The organism is Halioglobus sp. HI00S01, from assembly GCF_001635445.1.
In the GTDB taxonomy this organism is placed as follows: domain Bacteria; phylum Pseudomonadota; class Gammaproteobacteria; order Pseudomonadales; family Halieaceae; genus Halioglobus; species Halioglobus japonicus.
The window spans coordinates 183,460-198,173 of sequence record NZ_LWEE01000025.1 but is presented as its reverse complement, the minus strand read 5'-3'; the positions used below and the strand labels follow the sequence as shown (position 1 = coordinate 198,173).

At 56.5% G+C, this 14,714-nt stretch carries 13 protein-coding genes; 11 read left to right on the top strand and 2 right to left on the bottom strand.

All coding sequences use genetic code 11. From position 1 onward, the window contains the following. The first annotated feature begins 227 nt into the window (after positions 1–227). Positions 228–1,232 (top strand): AraC family transcriptional regulator, encoded by a 1,005-nt coding sequence (locus A3709_RS05850; RefSeq protein ID WP_066051457.1) that lies wholly within the window; start codon positions 228–230, stop codon positions 1,230–1,232. 23 nt (positions 1,233–1,255) lie between these two features. On the opposite strand, the gene A3709_RS05845 is transcribed toward A3709_RS05850, so the two are convergent. Together A3709_RS05845 and A3709_RS05840 are read right to left on the bottom strand one after the other, a co-directional pair. Continuing rightward, positions 1,256–1,888 (bottom strand): hypothetical protein, encoded by a 633-nt coding sequence (locus A3709_RS05845; RefSeq protein ID WP_066051454.1) that lies wholly within the window; start codon positions 1,886–1,888, stop codon positions 1,256–1,258. A gap of 36 nt (positions 1,889–1,924) precedes the next feature. Then, a complete protein-coding gene (locus A3709_RS05840; protein WP_066051451.1) occupies positions 1,925–2,968 on the bottom strand; it encodes a glutathione binding-like protein in 1,044 nt (347 codons plus the stop codon). Positions 2,969–3,128: 160 nt separating this feature from the next. On the opposite strand from A3709_RS05840, the gene A3709_RS05835 reads away from it, so the two are divergent. The 10 genes from A3709_RS05835 to A3709_RS05790 all read left to right on the top strand — a co-directional run bounded on the left by A3709_RS05835 (position 3,129) and on the right by A3709_RS05790 (position 14,684). Further along, positions 3,129–4,169, top strand: a complete 1,041-nt coding sequence (locus tag A3709_RS05835) for a glutathione S-transferase N-terminal domain-containing protein (RefSeq protein ID WP_066051447.1) — start codon at positions 3,129–3,131, stop codon at positions 4,167–4,169. 29 nt (positions 4,170–4,198) lie between these two features. Further along, positions 4,199–5,146, top strand: coding sequence for a nitronate monooxygenase family protein (locus A3709_RS05830; protein ID WP_066051445.1), 948 nt, complete (start codon positions 4,199–4,201; stop codon positions 5,144–5,146). A gap of 5 nt (positions 5,147–5,151) precedes the next feature. Continuing rightward, the gene (locus tag A3709_RS05825; protein WP_082849923.1) at positions 5,152–6,255 is read left to right on the top strand and encodes a glutathione S-transferase family protein; all 1,104 of its coding nucleotides are present in this window, start codon (positions 5,152–5,154) and stop codon (positions 6,253–6,255) included. Positions 6,256–6,278: 23 nt separating this feature from the next. Then, positions 6,279–7,493 carry an acyl-CoA dehydrogenase family protein gene (locus tag A3709_RS05820; RefSeq protein ID WP_066051439.1) on the top strand — a complete coding sequence of 405 codons (1,215 nt, stop codon included), beginning with the start codon at positions 6,279–6,281 and terminating at the stop codon, positions 7,491–7,493. Between the two features lie 35 nt (positions 7,494–7,528). Further along, positions 7,529–8,707 (top strand): acetyl-CoA C-acyltransferase, encoded by a 1,179-nt coding sequence (locus A3709_RS05815; protein WP_066051436.1) that lies wholly within the window; start codon positions 7,529–7,531, stop codon positions 8,705–8,707. Positions 8,708–8,734: 27 nt separating this feature from the next. Then, complete coding sequence (locus A3709_RS05810) at positions 8,735–10,552, top strand: long-chain-acyl-CoA synthetase (protein WP_066051433.1); 1,818 nt, start codon at positions 8,735–8,737, stop codon at positions 10,550–10,552. 38 nt (positions 10,553–10,590) lie between these two features. After that, positions 10,591–10,887 carry a putative quinol monooxygenase gene (locus tag A3709_RS05805; RefSeq protein ID WP_066051430.1) on the top strand — a complete coding sequence of 99 codons (297 nt, stop codon included), beginning with the start codon at positions 10,591–10,593 and terminating at the stop codon, positions 10,885–10,887. A 63-nt stretch (positions 10,888–10,950) separates the two neighbouring features. After that, the gene (locus A3709_RS05800) at positions 10,951–11,946 is read left to right on the top strand and encodes an alpha/beta fold hydrolase (RefSeq protein WP_066051427.1); all 996 of its coding nucleotides are present in this window, start codon (positions 10,951–10,953) and stop codon (positions 11,944–11,946) included. Next, complete coding sequence (locus tag A3709_RS05795) at positions 11,946–13,142, top strand: glutathione S-transferase domain-containing protein (protein WP_066051424.1); 1,197 nt, start codon at positions 11,946–11,948, stop codon at positions 13,140–13,142. Before A3709_RS05800 ends, A3709_RS05795 begins: the two co-directional genes overlap by 1 nt. A gap of 81 nt (positions 13,143–13,223) precedes the next feature. Next, a complete protein-coding gene (locus A3709_RS05790) occupies positions 13,224–14,684 on the top strand; it encodes a coniferyl aldehyde dehydrogenase (protein ID WP_066051422.1) in 1,461 nt (486 codons plus the stop codon). Positions 14,685–14,714: the final 30 nt, after the last annotated feature.

Here is a 14,714-nt window from a genome sequence, read left to right as displayed (position 1 = left end):
CCCAAGTACTGCATAGCAACCCACGGAATCCGCGTTGTCCAGCCAGCGTAGAATGCCGGTATGTGCGGCAAATCCCAGGCGGGTACCTCCGGTAATAGTGACTAAGGTTGATCAAGGGGTCCGGTTCAATATCGGCAGGGCGTGCACCGGGTAGGGAACAATGGCATCGCTATCTGCCGCCAGCATCAGAAACGGGATATCCGCCGTCTGGTAAAACTTCTCGGAGAGTGAGTCGAGCGCTCACCGGTGTGGCGAGCCTGGTTGAGAGCTATGGCTATGACCCGGACGACATTGCCCGTCGTGTGGACCTGGAACCGTCTGCGCTGTATCGGCCAGATCTTCTGATCGAGGGTGGCGTGTTTAATGATTATCTTGAGGAAGCGGCGCTGGTTTGTGGTGATCGATTCTTTTCCCTGAAATTGGCCCCAATACAGGGTTGGCATTTGCTGGGCCCGATGTGGCAGTTGATTCGCCAGGCGGAAACGGTTGACGAACTGTTGCGTGTCATTGCTGCACACCTGGAGTCTTACGCAAGTACTATCTCTTCACCGTTGGTAGAGGATGAGCGGGGTATCTCGATATCTCTGGAGGCGAGATGGGACCCTCATTGGGGGCGAGGACTCAACACCAGCCGTGTCCAGGTAGTGGAACTGGCCTGTGCTATTTTCATGCATGAGATGCGACGTTTGCTAGGAACCAATTGGCGCCCAGAGCTGGTGCAGTTTCGCCACTCAGCCCCCGAAAATCCAAGGCCTCTATATAAGTTCTTTGGCGAAAAGCTGAGCTTTAATCAGGACGCCAATGCGATCCTGGTCAGCCAGGCAGATTGTAAACGCACAATTGCCCCCATCCCCGACCGGCCAACATTCGCTGTGCAACATGAAACACCTGTGGACCTGAAGAGGAACCTACCTTTCGTGCTAGAAGTTGATCGTGCTATTCGTCTATTGCTGAATAAGGATGAAGCATCAGTCGATTCCGTGGCGGGCGCTTTGGGTATCAGTGCGCGTACGTTGCAACACAGGTTAAGAGAGAGCGATACCACCTATCAAAGCTTGTTCGATATCGCTCGCGTTGATCTGGCCCTTGAGTACCTGAACGATTCAGATCTCAATATGTTGGCCATCAGCGAACGGCTGGGCTTTACCGATGCGGCGGCATTCTCCAGGTTCTTTAAAAAGCATTTGAAGATGTCGCCGCGGGATTACGCTAAGCGCATCAGTCAGGGGTAGAGAAGTCGTGCGTCTCGCCCCTGTTACCTGTTTTGTCTCGAAAGACGAAGCAGGTCGATCAGCGCTGTAAGGGCGAGCAGGATGAGACCGAGCAACAGTCTCGGATCGCCAAGGTACAGCTGCGGCTCAATAGGGTAGGCGACGGTCTTTGTTAGTGCAGCCGTCTTGAATTCGTGCTTACCCCCAAACACCGGGTTTGTCACAATGTCCATCAAGTCGCGACGGCTGCGATAGCGGAATAGGGCTCCAGTGTCCCAGACTTCAGCGTCTTCGATGCCGACCACATCGATGCTCTGGTAAACCACTGGGCCCATCAGCACAGGGTGGCTGGCGCGTCTTAGCATGGCCGGGAGCATGTGTTCCATGTACTTGGCCATCAACTCTTCTGCGGTCGCGTTGGGATTGGCTCCCTCTACTGCCGGTGGTGTTTCGTTGTAGTCGATATTGTTGACCATTAAGAATTGCTTGCCGCTGTCCTGGCGGGCAAATTCTTCGATGAAGGCAATGGTCTCAGGGGCGCTGCCATTGCTCTCCATGGTGGCTCGATAGGCAGCGATTTCTGTATCGCTAAGTGGCCCGCCAAAATCCGTATACCAGTAGACAAAAGCGGTATAGAGCAGCGTTGGAATAAGCCAGATTTTTGTACGTGTCGACATGGAAGTATCCTTTCTTCTGGTGCGCGTATCTCGAGCTTAGTCGAGGTAGTATTCGAGAATGTCGCGGCCTGCGAAGTATGTTTGAATTTCTGCGTTGTCGTTCGCGCCGATGCGATTAAGTTCGTCTTTTACGTGGAGTCTCGCCTGGTTGAGGCGTTTCTGGGTGCGGGCTTGTGTGGGGCCAAAACCGCAGTCGTATTCGTAGTATTTTTCGCCGGCGAGGCCCGCGGCGATGTTATTAGTCGCGGCTTTGAAGTAGCTCCCTTCAAAGTATCCCAGTAGCCCTGTAAGTGTGTCGGGTAGCGTGTCACCGTCGAGCCACTCGCCTTTCTCCAATGGTTGCCCATCAAAGAACTGGTTCGTGTATCGAGTCAGCATCTCGCGATGTTCTTCCAGCCAACTCAGGGGCTCTGGGTCGGTGATGAAATGCGCTTTACTGGCGCCTGCCAGTGCGAAATCGGCGAGGCAAGGGCGATCGCCGAGCAAAAAGCGATGCAGGGAAAGATGATCGCCGAGCGCAGCGAGCATGTTGTTGAAGTCACCTCTGACAGCATCTCCCTGCTCAGGGCCGACGCCGTTAACCTCACATACCTGCTTGCCAAAGCCCTCGAACATCATCGGCCCAATGGGCGCCAGCTGTTTCAGTTCAGCCTCCGAAAAGGGCGTGTCGATGGAACGGTCCAATATCAGGTTGGCACCAAAGCGAATACCGACCCAGTCGACGTTGTCTGGATAACACCAGCGGGAATGCACGCAGACGCGTCCCAGCCAATGATTGAAGGCATCTTCCAGAATGAAACAGCAGGCTCGCTGGAGCGGCGTTGTTGGGATCACAGCGCGTTCGTTGAAGCGCTCGCTAAGCATAGGCCCGATAGCGATGGTGTCTTGAAGTAACCATTTGTCGGGCGTTTGGAGGAGTGGGATAAAGTGCGTTCCAGCTCTGGCCTCCAGCTCAGCCTTGCGTTCTTCTGTTTTATACAGATACCGCCAGGGTACTTGCTGATATCGCAACTGAGCTTCCAGCTTGCGCGTAAAGAAGCTCAGTTCGCTACCAATAAGCTGATATTCGCCTTGATACATACCTTCTCCGAAAATAGGGGACAGCCCCCAATGTCCTTGAAATTGTGGGCTGTCCCCTATTTGTATATTTCGGTACAGGTTTACATAATGGCACTAAGTGTGTCAATATTCGTGACCCTTGCAACAGCGCCGCTGGCTGACCGTCATAAGGAGATAATCCATGGTTTCGCAGAATCCAATTCGACTGGTAGGAGGAACCGGATCCCCCTACACGCAAAAAATGGTGGCGTTGCTGAGATATCGTCGGGTTCCTTATGCCATTACCTGGGGTCAGCCTGAGCAGGCTTGTGAGGCTCGCGGTGTGGACAAGCCCAAGCCCATTTTTATGCCGACGTTTTTTTTCGAGGAAGAAGATGGGCTTAAGGCCGAGTGCGACTCCACGCCCATTATCCGCCGCCTTGAATCGATGTATTCGGGCCGGTCGGTCCTGCCTGAAGATCCGGCGCTGGCCTTCATTGACTACCTGATCGAAGATTTCAGTGACGAGTGGTGTACCAAGTACATGTTCCACTATCGCTGGTACCCCGAGCTGGATGCAGATAACGCGGGCACTATGCTGCCGCTCGGGCTGGAGATCAGTATGCCGGGTGAGATGCACAAGCAATTCAAAGACTATGTATCAGAGAGGCAGATCAACCGCCTGTATGTAGTAGGTTCAAACGACACGACCGCGCCTGTGATCGACGCCAGTTATCGCCGCTTCCTTGCTGCTATGGAAGCCCATCTCGAGCAGCAGAAGTTTATGCTAGGGCACCGCCCTGGCGCAGGTGACTTTGGCCTGTACGGGCAGCTGACGCAATTGGTTGGATTTGATCCAACCCCGCGAGCCATTGCCCATGAAGTGTCGCCACGAACGGTGGCCTGGGTCGATCAAATGGCTGACCAGGGCGGTATAGAACCCCAATCAGAAGATTGGCTTCCCCTCGACTCGCAGCCCGAGACGTTGCGTGGTCTACTTGCCGAGATAGGCAGAGTGTATGCGCCCGCGCAGCTGGCCAACGCCAGGGCAGTGCAGGCCGGCGAAAAAACCTGGGAATCGGAAATTGATGGCGCCCCCTGGGCCCAGCAGACTTTCCCCTATCAGGCCAAGTGCCTTATGTGGACCAACGAACGCTATCGAGCGCTGTCGGATAGCGACCGTGCCCGGGTAGATAATTTGCTGGACGGTACGGGCATAGAAACTATGCTCTCATTGGCCTGACAAAACATAACGAATTTAGGAGTCGATGAATGACCGCGCGCCCCATGAGAAACCGTGTGACCGAAATGACGGGCACAGACTACCCGATTATCCAGGCGCCCATGGGTTGGATTGCCCGGGCCAGGCTGGCGTCGGCGGTCAGCAACGCCGGGGGGCTGGGAATCATCGAAACCTCTTCTGGTGAGTTCGACAATATTCGCAATGAGGTCGCGAAAATGCGCGACCTGACGGACAAGCCCTTTGGGATGAACGTTGCCTTGTCCTATGTGAAGGGCACCAATGTCATCGATTTTGTCATCGAGCAGGGGATTAAGTTTGTTACCACATCCTCGGGTAGCCCGAGTGTCTGTACCAAAACGTTCCAGGAAGCGGGGATTAAGGTCTTTCACGTAGTGCCCACGTTCGATATGGCTCTCAAAGCCCTCGATTGTGGCGTTGATGGCCTCGTGGTCGAAGGCGGCGAAGGCGGTGGCTTCAAAAACCCCAGCCCGGTATCGACCATGGTGCTGCTGCCGCTCATCCGCTCACGTACCGATGTGCCGATTATTGCCGCCGGCGGCATATGTGATGGCCTGTCCATGGCTGGCGCCTTCGCCATGGGTGCCGAGGGTGTGCAAATGGGAACACGCATGCTTAGCTGTGCCGATTCGCCGGTGCACGATAACTGGAAGCAGGCAGTGGTTGCGGCCAAGGAAACAGATACGGTATTCCTAAATCAAGCCTCGCGCCCTGCGCTGCGCGCACTGCGTACCGAGCGTACCAGCGAGTTACTGCCGTTGGGCGCTTTCAACGCCATGGAACATTTCGCCGGAGTAGGGGAGCTGTATTTTGGCGGCGATATGGAGGCGGCTATTCCCTTGTCCGGGCAGGTTGTGGGGCGCATTGATTCGGTGAAGAGCGCCGACGAGATTGTGCAGGGCACCATGACCGGCTTTTACAGCGCCGTAGATACTCTCGCTTCGACGTATACCGGCTGATCGATATGCCCACCGACTCGGCACCTGTTGTTCTCCACGGTTCCAACATTTCCTATTTCACGGGAAAAATGGAGAACTACTTCCGTGTACGGTCGATTCCCTACCAGTTGCAGAGCCCGACCTATCCGGCCCACAGGGACCGGATGGTAAAAGAAGTCGGCGTTCATCAAATGCCAGCGGTCGAACTGCCTGATGGGCGCTGGATGACAGATTCCACGGTCATGATTCAGTGGTTCGAGAAGGAAGTACCCGGCCCAGGAGTGATTCCTGATGACCCGGTGCTCCGCTTTGTTAGCCTCCTGCTGGAAGACTGGGCTGACGAATGGTGGTGGCGCCCGGCAATGCATTATCGCTGGCACTATCCCGAGGGAGCGCGTTTTGCGTCATTCCACCTGGCCACAGAGGTGCTCGGCGGCTTGCCGTTACCGGTGTGGTTGAAACGCAGAATGATGGTGTACAGGCAGCGCAGTGGTTATACCGTAGGTGACGGTATCCGCCCCGAATCAGTGGCCGGTGTTGAGGCAGGTGTAATGCGCTTGCTGGGACAATTGGAAGGCATCTTCAGCCATCGGCCCTTCCTGCTCGGAGACCGCCCTTCACTGGCGGACATTGGCTTCTCCGGCCCCTTCTTCCGCCATTTCGCACTCGATCCTGTCCCTCTGGAGATTCTGCGCCAGAAAGCGCCGTCGGTGCTGGAGTGGGTGGCGCGCTTGTGGAACACCAGGCTTGAAAGCTGCAGTGGGCAGTGGAGCACGCAACTTCCCGACGACATCGGGCCACTATTGGGCGATATCGGCAGGGCTTACCTCCCTTACCTGTGCGCCAATGCAGAGGCGGTCGCGGCGGATAAGCAGCGCTTTGATATTGAACTTGGCGCTGTGCCTTATCAAGGCGCCCGAACCTCACGTTATCGAGTGTGGTGTCTGGCGCAATTGCGCGGGCACTACCGCAAGCTTGATGAGGCCGATCAGAGCACGCTGAAAGCGCTGCTCGAGCAACACGGTTGCTGGGAGCCATTGTGGCGTCTGGCGACTCTTCCCCTGTCTCCGGCACAGGAGAACCAACTTCCATTTCGCGCCGACGCCAAGATGTTGGCTGTGAACGAATAGATTGATACAAAGAGGAATTAACCATGGGATTTGAAATTACACCCCGCGTGGCCGAGCTGAACGCACAGCTGGAAGCCTTTATGCGCGAGCACATCTATCCGCGTGAACATGACTGGAACGAGTGGAGCCTGGATCAGGACAATCTTTGGCAAACGCCCGACTGGTTTCGGGAATTACGTCAGCGCGCCAAGGCGGAAGGACTGTGGAACCTGTTCCTGCCGCGAGAGTATGCGCCCTGGAGCCCCGGATTAACCAATACAGAGATTGCGCCGCTGTTCGAAACCATGAGCAAAGTGATGTGGGCCCAGGCAGTGTTTAACTGTAACGCCCCGGATCGCGGCAACATGGAAGTATTGGCCAAGTACGGCACCGAGGAACAGCAGGAGCAATGGCTTAAGCCGCTACTGGCCGGCGAGATTCGCAGTTCCTATGCCATGACGGAGCCTCAGGTGGCCTCCAGTGACGCGACTAACATGGAGCTTGAGATCAAGCGCGATGGCGACGAGTACGTACTCAATGGCCGCAAGTGGTGGACTACCGGTGCGATCAACCCTGACTGCAAAATCATGTTGGTCATGGGCAAGTCCAACCCCGAAAACGATCGTCATCGTCAGCACTCCACCATTCTCGTGCCCAGAGATACCCCGGGTGTGACTCTGGTGCGCAGCCTGCGCGTGTTCGATAGCCTGCACTCACCCGGTGGCGAGGCGGAGCTGTTGTTCGACAATGTTCGTGTCCCTGTGACCAACATGATCAAGGGCGAGGGCTGCGGTTTCGAGATTGCCCAGGGGCGTCTCGGGCCTGGCCGTTTTCAGTATTCAATGGGACTTGTGGGGCTGGCACAGCGTTGCCTGGAACTCATGTGTGCCCGCGCCGACGAACGTGTGGCCTTTGGTGAGAAGCTGATCAAAAAGACCAGTGTGCAGCATGAAATTGCCCGTTGCCGCTGTGACATCGAGCAGGCACGCCTGCTGACCTTGCAGGCAGCGCATGTCATGGATACCCAGGGTATGACTGCCGCCAGACCCTATATCAGCATGGTTAAAATCGTTGCGCCGAATATGGCCCAGCAAGTCGCGGACCGCGCCATGCAGGTGTTCGGCGGCATGGGTGTGTCCCAGGACACGCTGATTCCCGAAGTGTTCACGCTGGCACGCTTCTCTAGGATCGCCGACGGCCCCGATGAAGTCCATATGTCGCAGTTGGGCAAAATGACCGCGCGCGAACTGAATAATTGATTAGCTGTCCCCAGAGGCAGACAAGGAGAAAGACAATGAAAGAAGCCGTAATCGTATCAACAGCACGTACCCCCATTGGCAAGGCATACCGTGGTGGTTTCAATAACCTTGGTGGTGCCAGCCTCGGCGCTGCGTCAGTTGCAGAGGCGGTGCGTCGCGCGGGCATTGAGCCCGGTGAGGTGCAGGACGTCATTATGGGTAGCGCGCTGCAGCAGGGCGCAACCGGGGCCAACGTGGCCCGCCAGATTGCCTTGCGCGCCGGTCTGCCGGTAACCACCTCCGGCATGACCATTGACCGTCAGTGCTCGTCGGGCCTGATGGCCGTGGCTACCGCCGCCAAGCAGGTGATGTACGACGGTATGGATGTGGTGGTCGGCGGCGGCCTGGAATCCATTTCTCTGGTACAGAACGAGCACATGAATATCCACCGTATGGTCGACGACGAACTGATGGCCATGCATCCAAACATTCACATGCCGATGCTGCAGACCGCGGAAGTGGTTGCCCAGCGCTACAATATTTCCCGCGATGCCATGGACGAGTATGGCCTTCAATCGCAGCAGCGGACCGCTGATGCCTATGCAGCGGGCAAGTACGACGACGAACTGGTGTCTGTCACCTGCAAGCGCACTGTCTGGGACAAGGAAACCGGTGAAGCGTCTGAAGCAGAGGCAACGGTGGAACGCGATGAAGGCATCCGTGCCACTATGGCCGAGGGCCTGGCAAGTCTGAAAACCGTGATAGAGGGCGGCACGATTACAGCCGGCAATGCCTCACAGCTGTCCGATGGCTCCTCTGCACAGGTCGTCATGGATGCCAAACTCGCCGAGCAGCGTGGCTTGGAGCCCCTGGGTATTTACCGGGGTATTGCGGTCGCAGGCCTGGAGCCCGATGAAATGGGTATTGGTCCTGTCTACGCCGTTCCCAAGCTGCTCAAGCAGCACGGCCTGTCGGTCAACGATATAGGTCTGTGGGAACTGAACGAAGCGTTTGCGGTGCAGGTGCTGTACTGCCGCGATCAGCTGGGTATCGACAACGATAAACTTAACGTCAACGGCGGTGCAATTTCTATTGGGCATCCCTATGGCATGAGTGGCTCGCGCATGATTGGTCACGCACTGATCGAAGGCAAGCGCCGCGGCGTGAAGTACGTAGTGATCACCATGTGTGTCGGTGGTGGTATGGGTGCAGCTGGCCTCTTTGAGGTCGCCTGATCCACTGGACAGGAGTAGCGTCGTTTTATGTCGAATCGTTCCAAAATTGGCGAATTCTTTCGGGTAACGAAGGAATTCGCCGGGGTAATCCCTTATCTCAATTATCGTCAGCCGGACGACGCCAGCCAGGTGTCGTTGGGGGCGCTGTTTGAAGATACCGCGGCAAAATTCCCTGACAACACCATGCTGTTGTTCGAAGATCGTGAGTGGACCTACCGGGCCTTCAACGCCGAGGTCAATCAGCTTGCCAGAGTGCTTGCCAGTCGCGGTATTGGCCGCGGCGATACGGTGGCGCTATTCATGGAGAATCGCGCCGAGTATGTACTGAGCATGCTTGCCGTGGTGAAGCTCGGCGCCAGCTGCAGCCTTATCAATAACAGCCTTACCGGCGCTGGATTGGTTCACTGCATTCAGGTTAGTGAAGCTCGAGCCTGTATTGTCGGCGAGGAGCGCGTTGTCGTGCTTGATGAGGTGCGGTCAGATCTTGGCCTGGAGAACGCCGCCGGGTATCTCTGGTTGCAGGATCACGGCATCGAGGCCATGCCAGCATGGGCGCTGGACGCCCGCAGCGAAATGGCGGTCATGGCTGACCAGAACCTCGAGGTGACGCGTGAGATTACCGCTGGAGAAACGGCGCTGTATATCTTCACCTCCGGGACCACGGGATTGCCCAAGGCTGCTGTGATGCCCCATCGCCGCATACTGGCCGCGGGGCAGGCCATGGGAGCGATTGGCTTCCGTGTGAAGCCTGAGGATCGGCTCTATCTCTGCTTACCCATATACCATATCACCGGGATGGGGCCTGGCTTCTGCGCCTTTATTGCGGTGGGGGCGTCTGTTGTGTTGCGGCGCAGCTTCTCTGCATCAAAATTCTGGCCGGAGATACAGAAGTATCGCCCCAACAGCTTTATTTATGTGGGCGAATTGTGTCGTTATCTCACCATGCAGCCTGAGTGTCCCGAGGAGAAGCACAATTCCCTCGAGAAGATGCTCGGCAATGGCTTGAGACCGGATGTGTGGGACGAGTTCAAGGGGCGCTTTGGGATTTCTCGAATTTGCGAAATCTATGGTTCCAGCGAAGGCAATGTCACGTTCCTCAATATGCTCAATAAGGACAAGACGATTGGTGCCGCCATCAGCAAGGTGGCACTCGTGAGCTACGACCACGAAAACGACGATATTATTCGTGATGCCAATGGTCGCTGTATAGAGGTGCCTTTGGGTGAGCCGGGGCTGTTGCTAGGCGAAATATCCGATAAGGCGCTTTTTGATGGCTACACCGACCCATCTGCTACCGCTAAAAAAATTATTACCGGTGTGCTGCAAGACGGTGACAGGTGGTTCAATACCGGTGATCTTGTGCGTCAGATCGACGTTGGCTTTGCTTTCGGTCTGAAACACTTTCAGTTTGTCGATCGCACCGGCGATACATTCCGCTGGCGTGCAGAAAATGTGTCTACCAATGAAGTAGGCGAGGTGCTCAATCAGCACGCGCAGATTGATATGGCGAATGTTTACGGCGTCGAGGTGCCAGGTGCCGAGGGACGCGCGGGCATGGTGGCATTTGCCCTCGAGCAGGGGGCCGAGTTTGATGTCGAGAGCTTTACAGAGCTTGTCGATGCCGAGCTGCCCATTTACGCCAGGCCGGTGTTTTTAAGGGTCCAACGCAATATAGCGACCACAGGAACCTTTAAACTGCTCAAGACGGATTTGCGTCGTCAGGCCTATCATCTGAATCAGGTAGACCAGGACGAGGTTTATGTGCGCAGACCTCGCAGCGATCGCTACGAGCGGCTGGAGCCCACTTTTTATCAAGAGATAACATCAGGGCAGGCGGGCTATTAGCACGGAGTATCTGTCCTAAAAACACAAGAGGAAAAACCATGGCGATTGGACTACTGGCAACCATTACGGTGCAGGAAGGCAAGAATGCTGAGTTTGAACAGGCGTTTATGGAGCTGACCGCCCAGGTGCGGGCTAACGAACCGGGCAACGTGTTTTACGCGCTGAACCGCAGTACCAGTAATCCGCAGGTGTATAAGGTTATGGAACAGTATGCCAGCCCGGAAGCGCTGGATGCCCACAGTAAGTCAGAGCACTTCCAGGCGGCCAACCAAAAGTTGGCAGGCCTGGTGGCGGCTGCACCCGAGATCGAGATTCTGGACGCCATTACCGGCTGAAAGTCTTTACAAAAAAGATAGGGCTGGCATCTTAAGACCCCGGTTCTGTAACGGAGTGTGACGATGAGTGTGTTTACGACCCTAATGGCCTTAGCGGTCGGTATTTTTCTCGGGTGCCGATATCATTTCGCTAACAAGGTTCAGCCTCGCCGATTCACCGCGGACTGGCCCGGGCGTGATGAGGGTGGAGCGCTGTATTGCACTGGTGATACTGTCATTGCGGTTCGCACCGGCAGTGAGGATGACTCACGCACCGTAGTAGCATTTCCCGGTTTTCTCGAGGATATGCGCTATTTCCAGGCGCTTTATCAGGACTTCACCGGCCAGCTTATCCTCGTCAACAACGCTGACTACCACAATCCTTTCGACGGCGATATCACGCCGCTGGTGGACTGGTCTGCGAATCCCTATCCGCTGGGTACGATTGAGCACGACGGCTTTGTGCTGGCGCAGGTTGTACAGCAACTGGCCAGTGGCACTCAGGTGACTGTTCATGGCCATTCTCGCGGGGGTGCGGTAACGCTCGAGGCGGCCAGGCAGTTCCCTGCGGTAATGCGCCCTGAGGAGCGCGCAGTGAGCGCCATACTCGAGGCTGCGGTGCTGCCGCAGGCGCGTACCGTTGGCCCTACCAGCAGGCCTTTAGGGTTTACTATTGCCAGATGGATATTCCCCTTGGTCATGACGCTGCTGCGGAAAGCGCCGCCCGAGCGGATTCTGGAAAACCCGATGATGCGGCCTACCAATCCTTTAAAGACTGCGCTGTGTCAGTCAATCTTTTTCACACCTCGGCGCTACGCAACGGCGGTGACCAATTTTGTCAGCATTCGTCGCTGGCAGGCAGAACACACCGCAGTGCTATTCAATGGCTACGCACATATTGATGTGGTGATTGGCGAGAAAGATCACGTACTCGACAATCCTACGATGACGGCGAGCGCCGAGCAGGGTGCGGAGCAGAATGCGGGTCTCAATATCGTCCAGACGCAGCAGACCAATCACTTTGTTTCACTGGAACAGCCGGCCATTATTCGCGCACTCGTGGATAGCGCCAAGCCGTAATGCGAGGAGCACCCGCCCAGCAACTGACGTTTTTTGGTGTGGAGGCCTCGCCATATCAGCTCAAAATGCAGGCCCTGGCGGACGGTGCCGGCGTGGCCTGGAGACGATTACCGGCTCAGGGCTCTCGCTGGCAAAACACGGCGTTGTATGCGCAACTGGGCCTGGCGCGGACCCGGGGAAAAATTACCCGGGTGCCCGCGCTTGTCAGCGGAATGGACGAATATCCCTCGGTGCCTTTCTACCGCTTCGATGGCGAAGATATTCGCTACGATTCGAGTGGGCTGGGTCGGGATCTCGCCCTGCGCGGTGCGGGCCACCTCGTCCCTGAGGACCCCGTGCTGGCCTTTGTGTGTCGGCTTCTCGACGAAGCCTTCGACGAATTCGGTCTGTATATGGTGCACCATCATCGCTGGGTGACCTCGGCACACACCAATAAGATGGGCGACAAGACAGCGGCGGAAATGAGTCGCTTGTTGCCCCCGGGTTTTGCGCGTCGTCTCGCCAGAGAACTGCCGCAGCGTCAGGTCCGTCGTTGCCCCTATTTGTTTAGTGTTGCCCCGTCTGATTACGATTGTGGTATGCCATTGGCGCTGACTCCCCCCTCCAGAGAAGGCTTTCCCTCGACACATACACTGCTGGATCAGAGCTGGCGTGACTACCTGGCGGCGATGGAATCGCTTTTGGCAGTCCAGCCATATTTATTGGGTGATCAGTTCAGCCTGGCGGACGCCAGTGCCTATGGCCAGCTAGCCATGAACCTTGGTGACGGGCGAGCGGAGGAACTCATGCGTGAGATAGCTCCCCGAACGCATGTCTGGCTGCAGAAGATATCAATGGGAGAGCATGGCCACAGTGGCGGTGAGAGTGCACTGAGTGAGGCCCTTGGTCCGCTACTGGATGTGGTGGGCGCGACCTTTATTCCCCTCATGGCCCAGAATGCCGTTGCCTATGACCGGGAGGTCGCCGGGGGGCAGACTAAATTCAATGAGAGCGCCTTTGACAGCGGTGAGGCACTCTACGACGGTGAATTGCGGGGTTTCCCGTTTCGCGCCGTGGTGAAAACCTTTCAGGTTCAGGTGTGGCGCGAGATCGGGCAGGCCTGGGCTGAGCTGAGCCTCAGCCAGCATCAGGTGCTGCTTAACGCCTGCCCGGCGCTCAGTGCGCTGCAGGCGGTCTGCGAACCTCTGGAGCTATAAAACGGTCGATCTGAAGCCACTGCAAACTTGTCCCGGCATAGGCTAAGCTGGGGCTCCACTACACACGGGAGAATCAAAATCATGAACGCCCCAGAGAACCCCACCCAGCAGGCCGGTATTGCGGCCGTGATGTCCGACACCCTAGCGGCCCAGCGAGAAGATTATCTGCGCGAGGGAGAAGCCAGTGTAGAAGCCCGGATCGATCGGATTGATCGTTGTATTGATGCCATCCTGCGCTACAGCGACCAGTTGAGCACAGCGATGAACAGTGATTTCACCTGCCGTCCACGAGAGATTAACCTGCTCACCGACATTGGCGGTTCGCTCGGTGCCATGAAACATGCCCGCAAGCATCTTCGCACCTGGATGAAGCCACAGAAACGTCCCAGCATGTTTCCGTTGGGGCTGCTGGGCGCGCGCTCGCGGATCGAGTACCAGCCACTGGGCGTGGTAGGCATTATTGCCCCCTGGAATTTTCCCGTGTCCATGGTATTCCAGCCTATGTCGGGTGCACTGGCTGCCGGCAACCGGATTATGATCAAGCCATCTGAATTCACACCTGCGACCTCGGAGGTCTTGGCGGAAATGATTGGCGATGCATTTAGCCCCGAGGAGGCTGCGGTGTTTACCGGTGGTCCTGAGGTGGGAGCGGCGTTTTCCAGCCAGGCTTTCGATCACCTGATCTTCACCGGGGCGACTTCTGTCGCCCGTCATATCATGGCGGCGGCGGCACAAAACCTTGTGCCGGTGACATTGGAGCTCGGCGGTAAATCGCCCACGGTCATCTCCCGTAGTGCCGATATCGAGAAGAGCATCGAACGGATTATGATGGGCAAGACACTGAACGCAGGCCAGATCTGCCTGGCGCCCGATTACCTGCTGGTGCCCGAGGAGAAATTGGAAGAGGTGATCGCTGAGGCTGAAAAGGCGGTGGCGTCCATGTATCCCACGCTGCTAGGCAATGCTACCTACACATCGGTGATTAACGACCGACACTATGAGCGCCTGACAGGTTACATTACCGAGGCCGAGCAGGCAGGTGCCAGGGTGATCCCTATCAATCCTGCCAAGGAAGACTTCGCAGGCCAGCAGGGTACCTACAAGATACCGCCAACTCTGGTGGTTAAGCCCACGTCGGATCTCAAGGTGTTGCAGGACGAAATGTTTGGACCGGTACTGCCCATACTCACCTATCAGGATTTCGAGGAAACCATCCGATACATCAACGCACAGCCGCGTCCGCTGGCAGCCTATTACTTTGGTTCTGACGCGGCGGAGCAGAGTGCGCTGGAGAAGCGCACTACCTCAGGCGGCATGTGCATTAACGATGTGATTATGCATGTCATGCAGGAGGATCTGCCCTTTGGCGGTGTAGGTCCGAGTGGTATGGGAAGTTATCACGGACTCGAGGGCTTCCGTACCTTCAGTCACGCAAAATCCATCTACAGCCAGACCGGCGTCAATGTCGCCAAACTGGGCGGTATGCTGCCGCCGTACAACAAGAATACCGAGCGTACCATCGCCAGTCAGGTTAAGAAGTAAGCTGCTTCACGCCAAGTGCGATGTCGGCCA

What these genes read in the sequence shown, in the direction of transcription:
- A3709_RS05845 (WP_066051454.1), bottom strand. Translation starts at nt 1,888, where the DNA reads ATGTCGACACGTACAAAAATCTGGCTTATTCCAACGCTGCTCTATACC.
- A3709_RS05840 (WP_066051451.1), bottom strand. Translation starts at nt 2,968, where the DNA reads ATGTATCAAGGCGAATATCAGCTTATTGGTAGCGAACTGAGCTTCTTT.
- A3709_RS05835 (WP_066051447.1), top strand. Translation starts at nt 3,129, where the DNA reads ATGGTTTCGCAGAATCCAATTCGACTGGTAGGAGGAACCGGATCCCCC.
- A3709_RS05830 (WP_066051445.1), top strand. Translation starts at nt 4,199, where the DNA reads ATGACCGCGCGCCCCATGAGAAACCGTGTGACCGAAATGACGGGCACA.
- A3709_RS05825 (WP_082849923.1), top strand. Translation starts at nt 5,152, where the DNA reads ATGCCCACCGACTCGGCACCTGTTGTTCTCCACGGTTCCAACATTTCC.
- A3709_RS05820 (WP_066051439.1), top strand. Translation starts at nt 6,279, where the DNA reads ATGGGATTTGAAATTACACCCCGCGTGGCCGAGCTGAACGCACAGCTG.
- A3709_RS05815 (WP_066051436.1), top strand. Translation starts at nt 7,529, where the DNA reads ATGAAAGAAGCCGTAATCGTATCAACAGCACGTACCCCCATTGGCAAG.
- A3709_RS05810 (WP_066051433.1), top strand. Translation starts at nt 8,735, where the DNA reads ATGTCGAATCGTTCCAAAATTGGCGAATTCTTTCGGGTAACGAAGGAA.
- A3709_RS05805 (WP_066051430.1), top strand. Translation starts at nt 10,591, where the DNA reads ATGGCGATTGGACTACTGGCAACCATTACGGTGCAGGAAGGCAAGAAT.
- A3709_RS05800 (WP_066051427.1), top strand. Translation starts at nt 10,951, where the DNA reads ATGAGTGTGTTTACGACCCTAATGGCCTTAGCGGTCGGTATTTTTCTC.
- A3709_RS05795 (WP_066051424.1), top strand. Translation starts at nt 11,946, where the DNA reads ATGCGAGGAGCACCCGCCCAGCAACTGACGTTTTTTGGTGTGGAGGCC.
- A3709_RS05790 (WP_066051422.1), top strand. Translation starts at nt 13,224, where the DNA reads ATGAACGCCCCAGAGAACCCCACCCAGCAGGCCGGTATTGCGGCCGTG.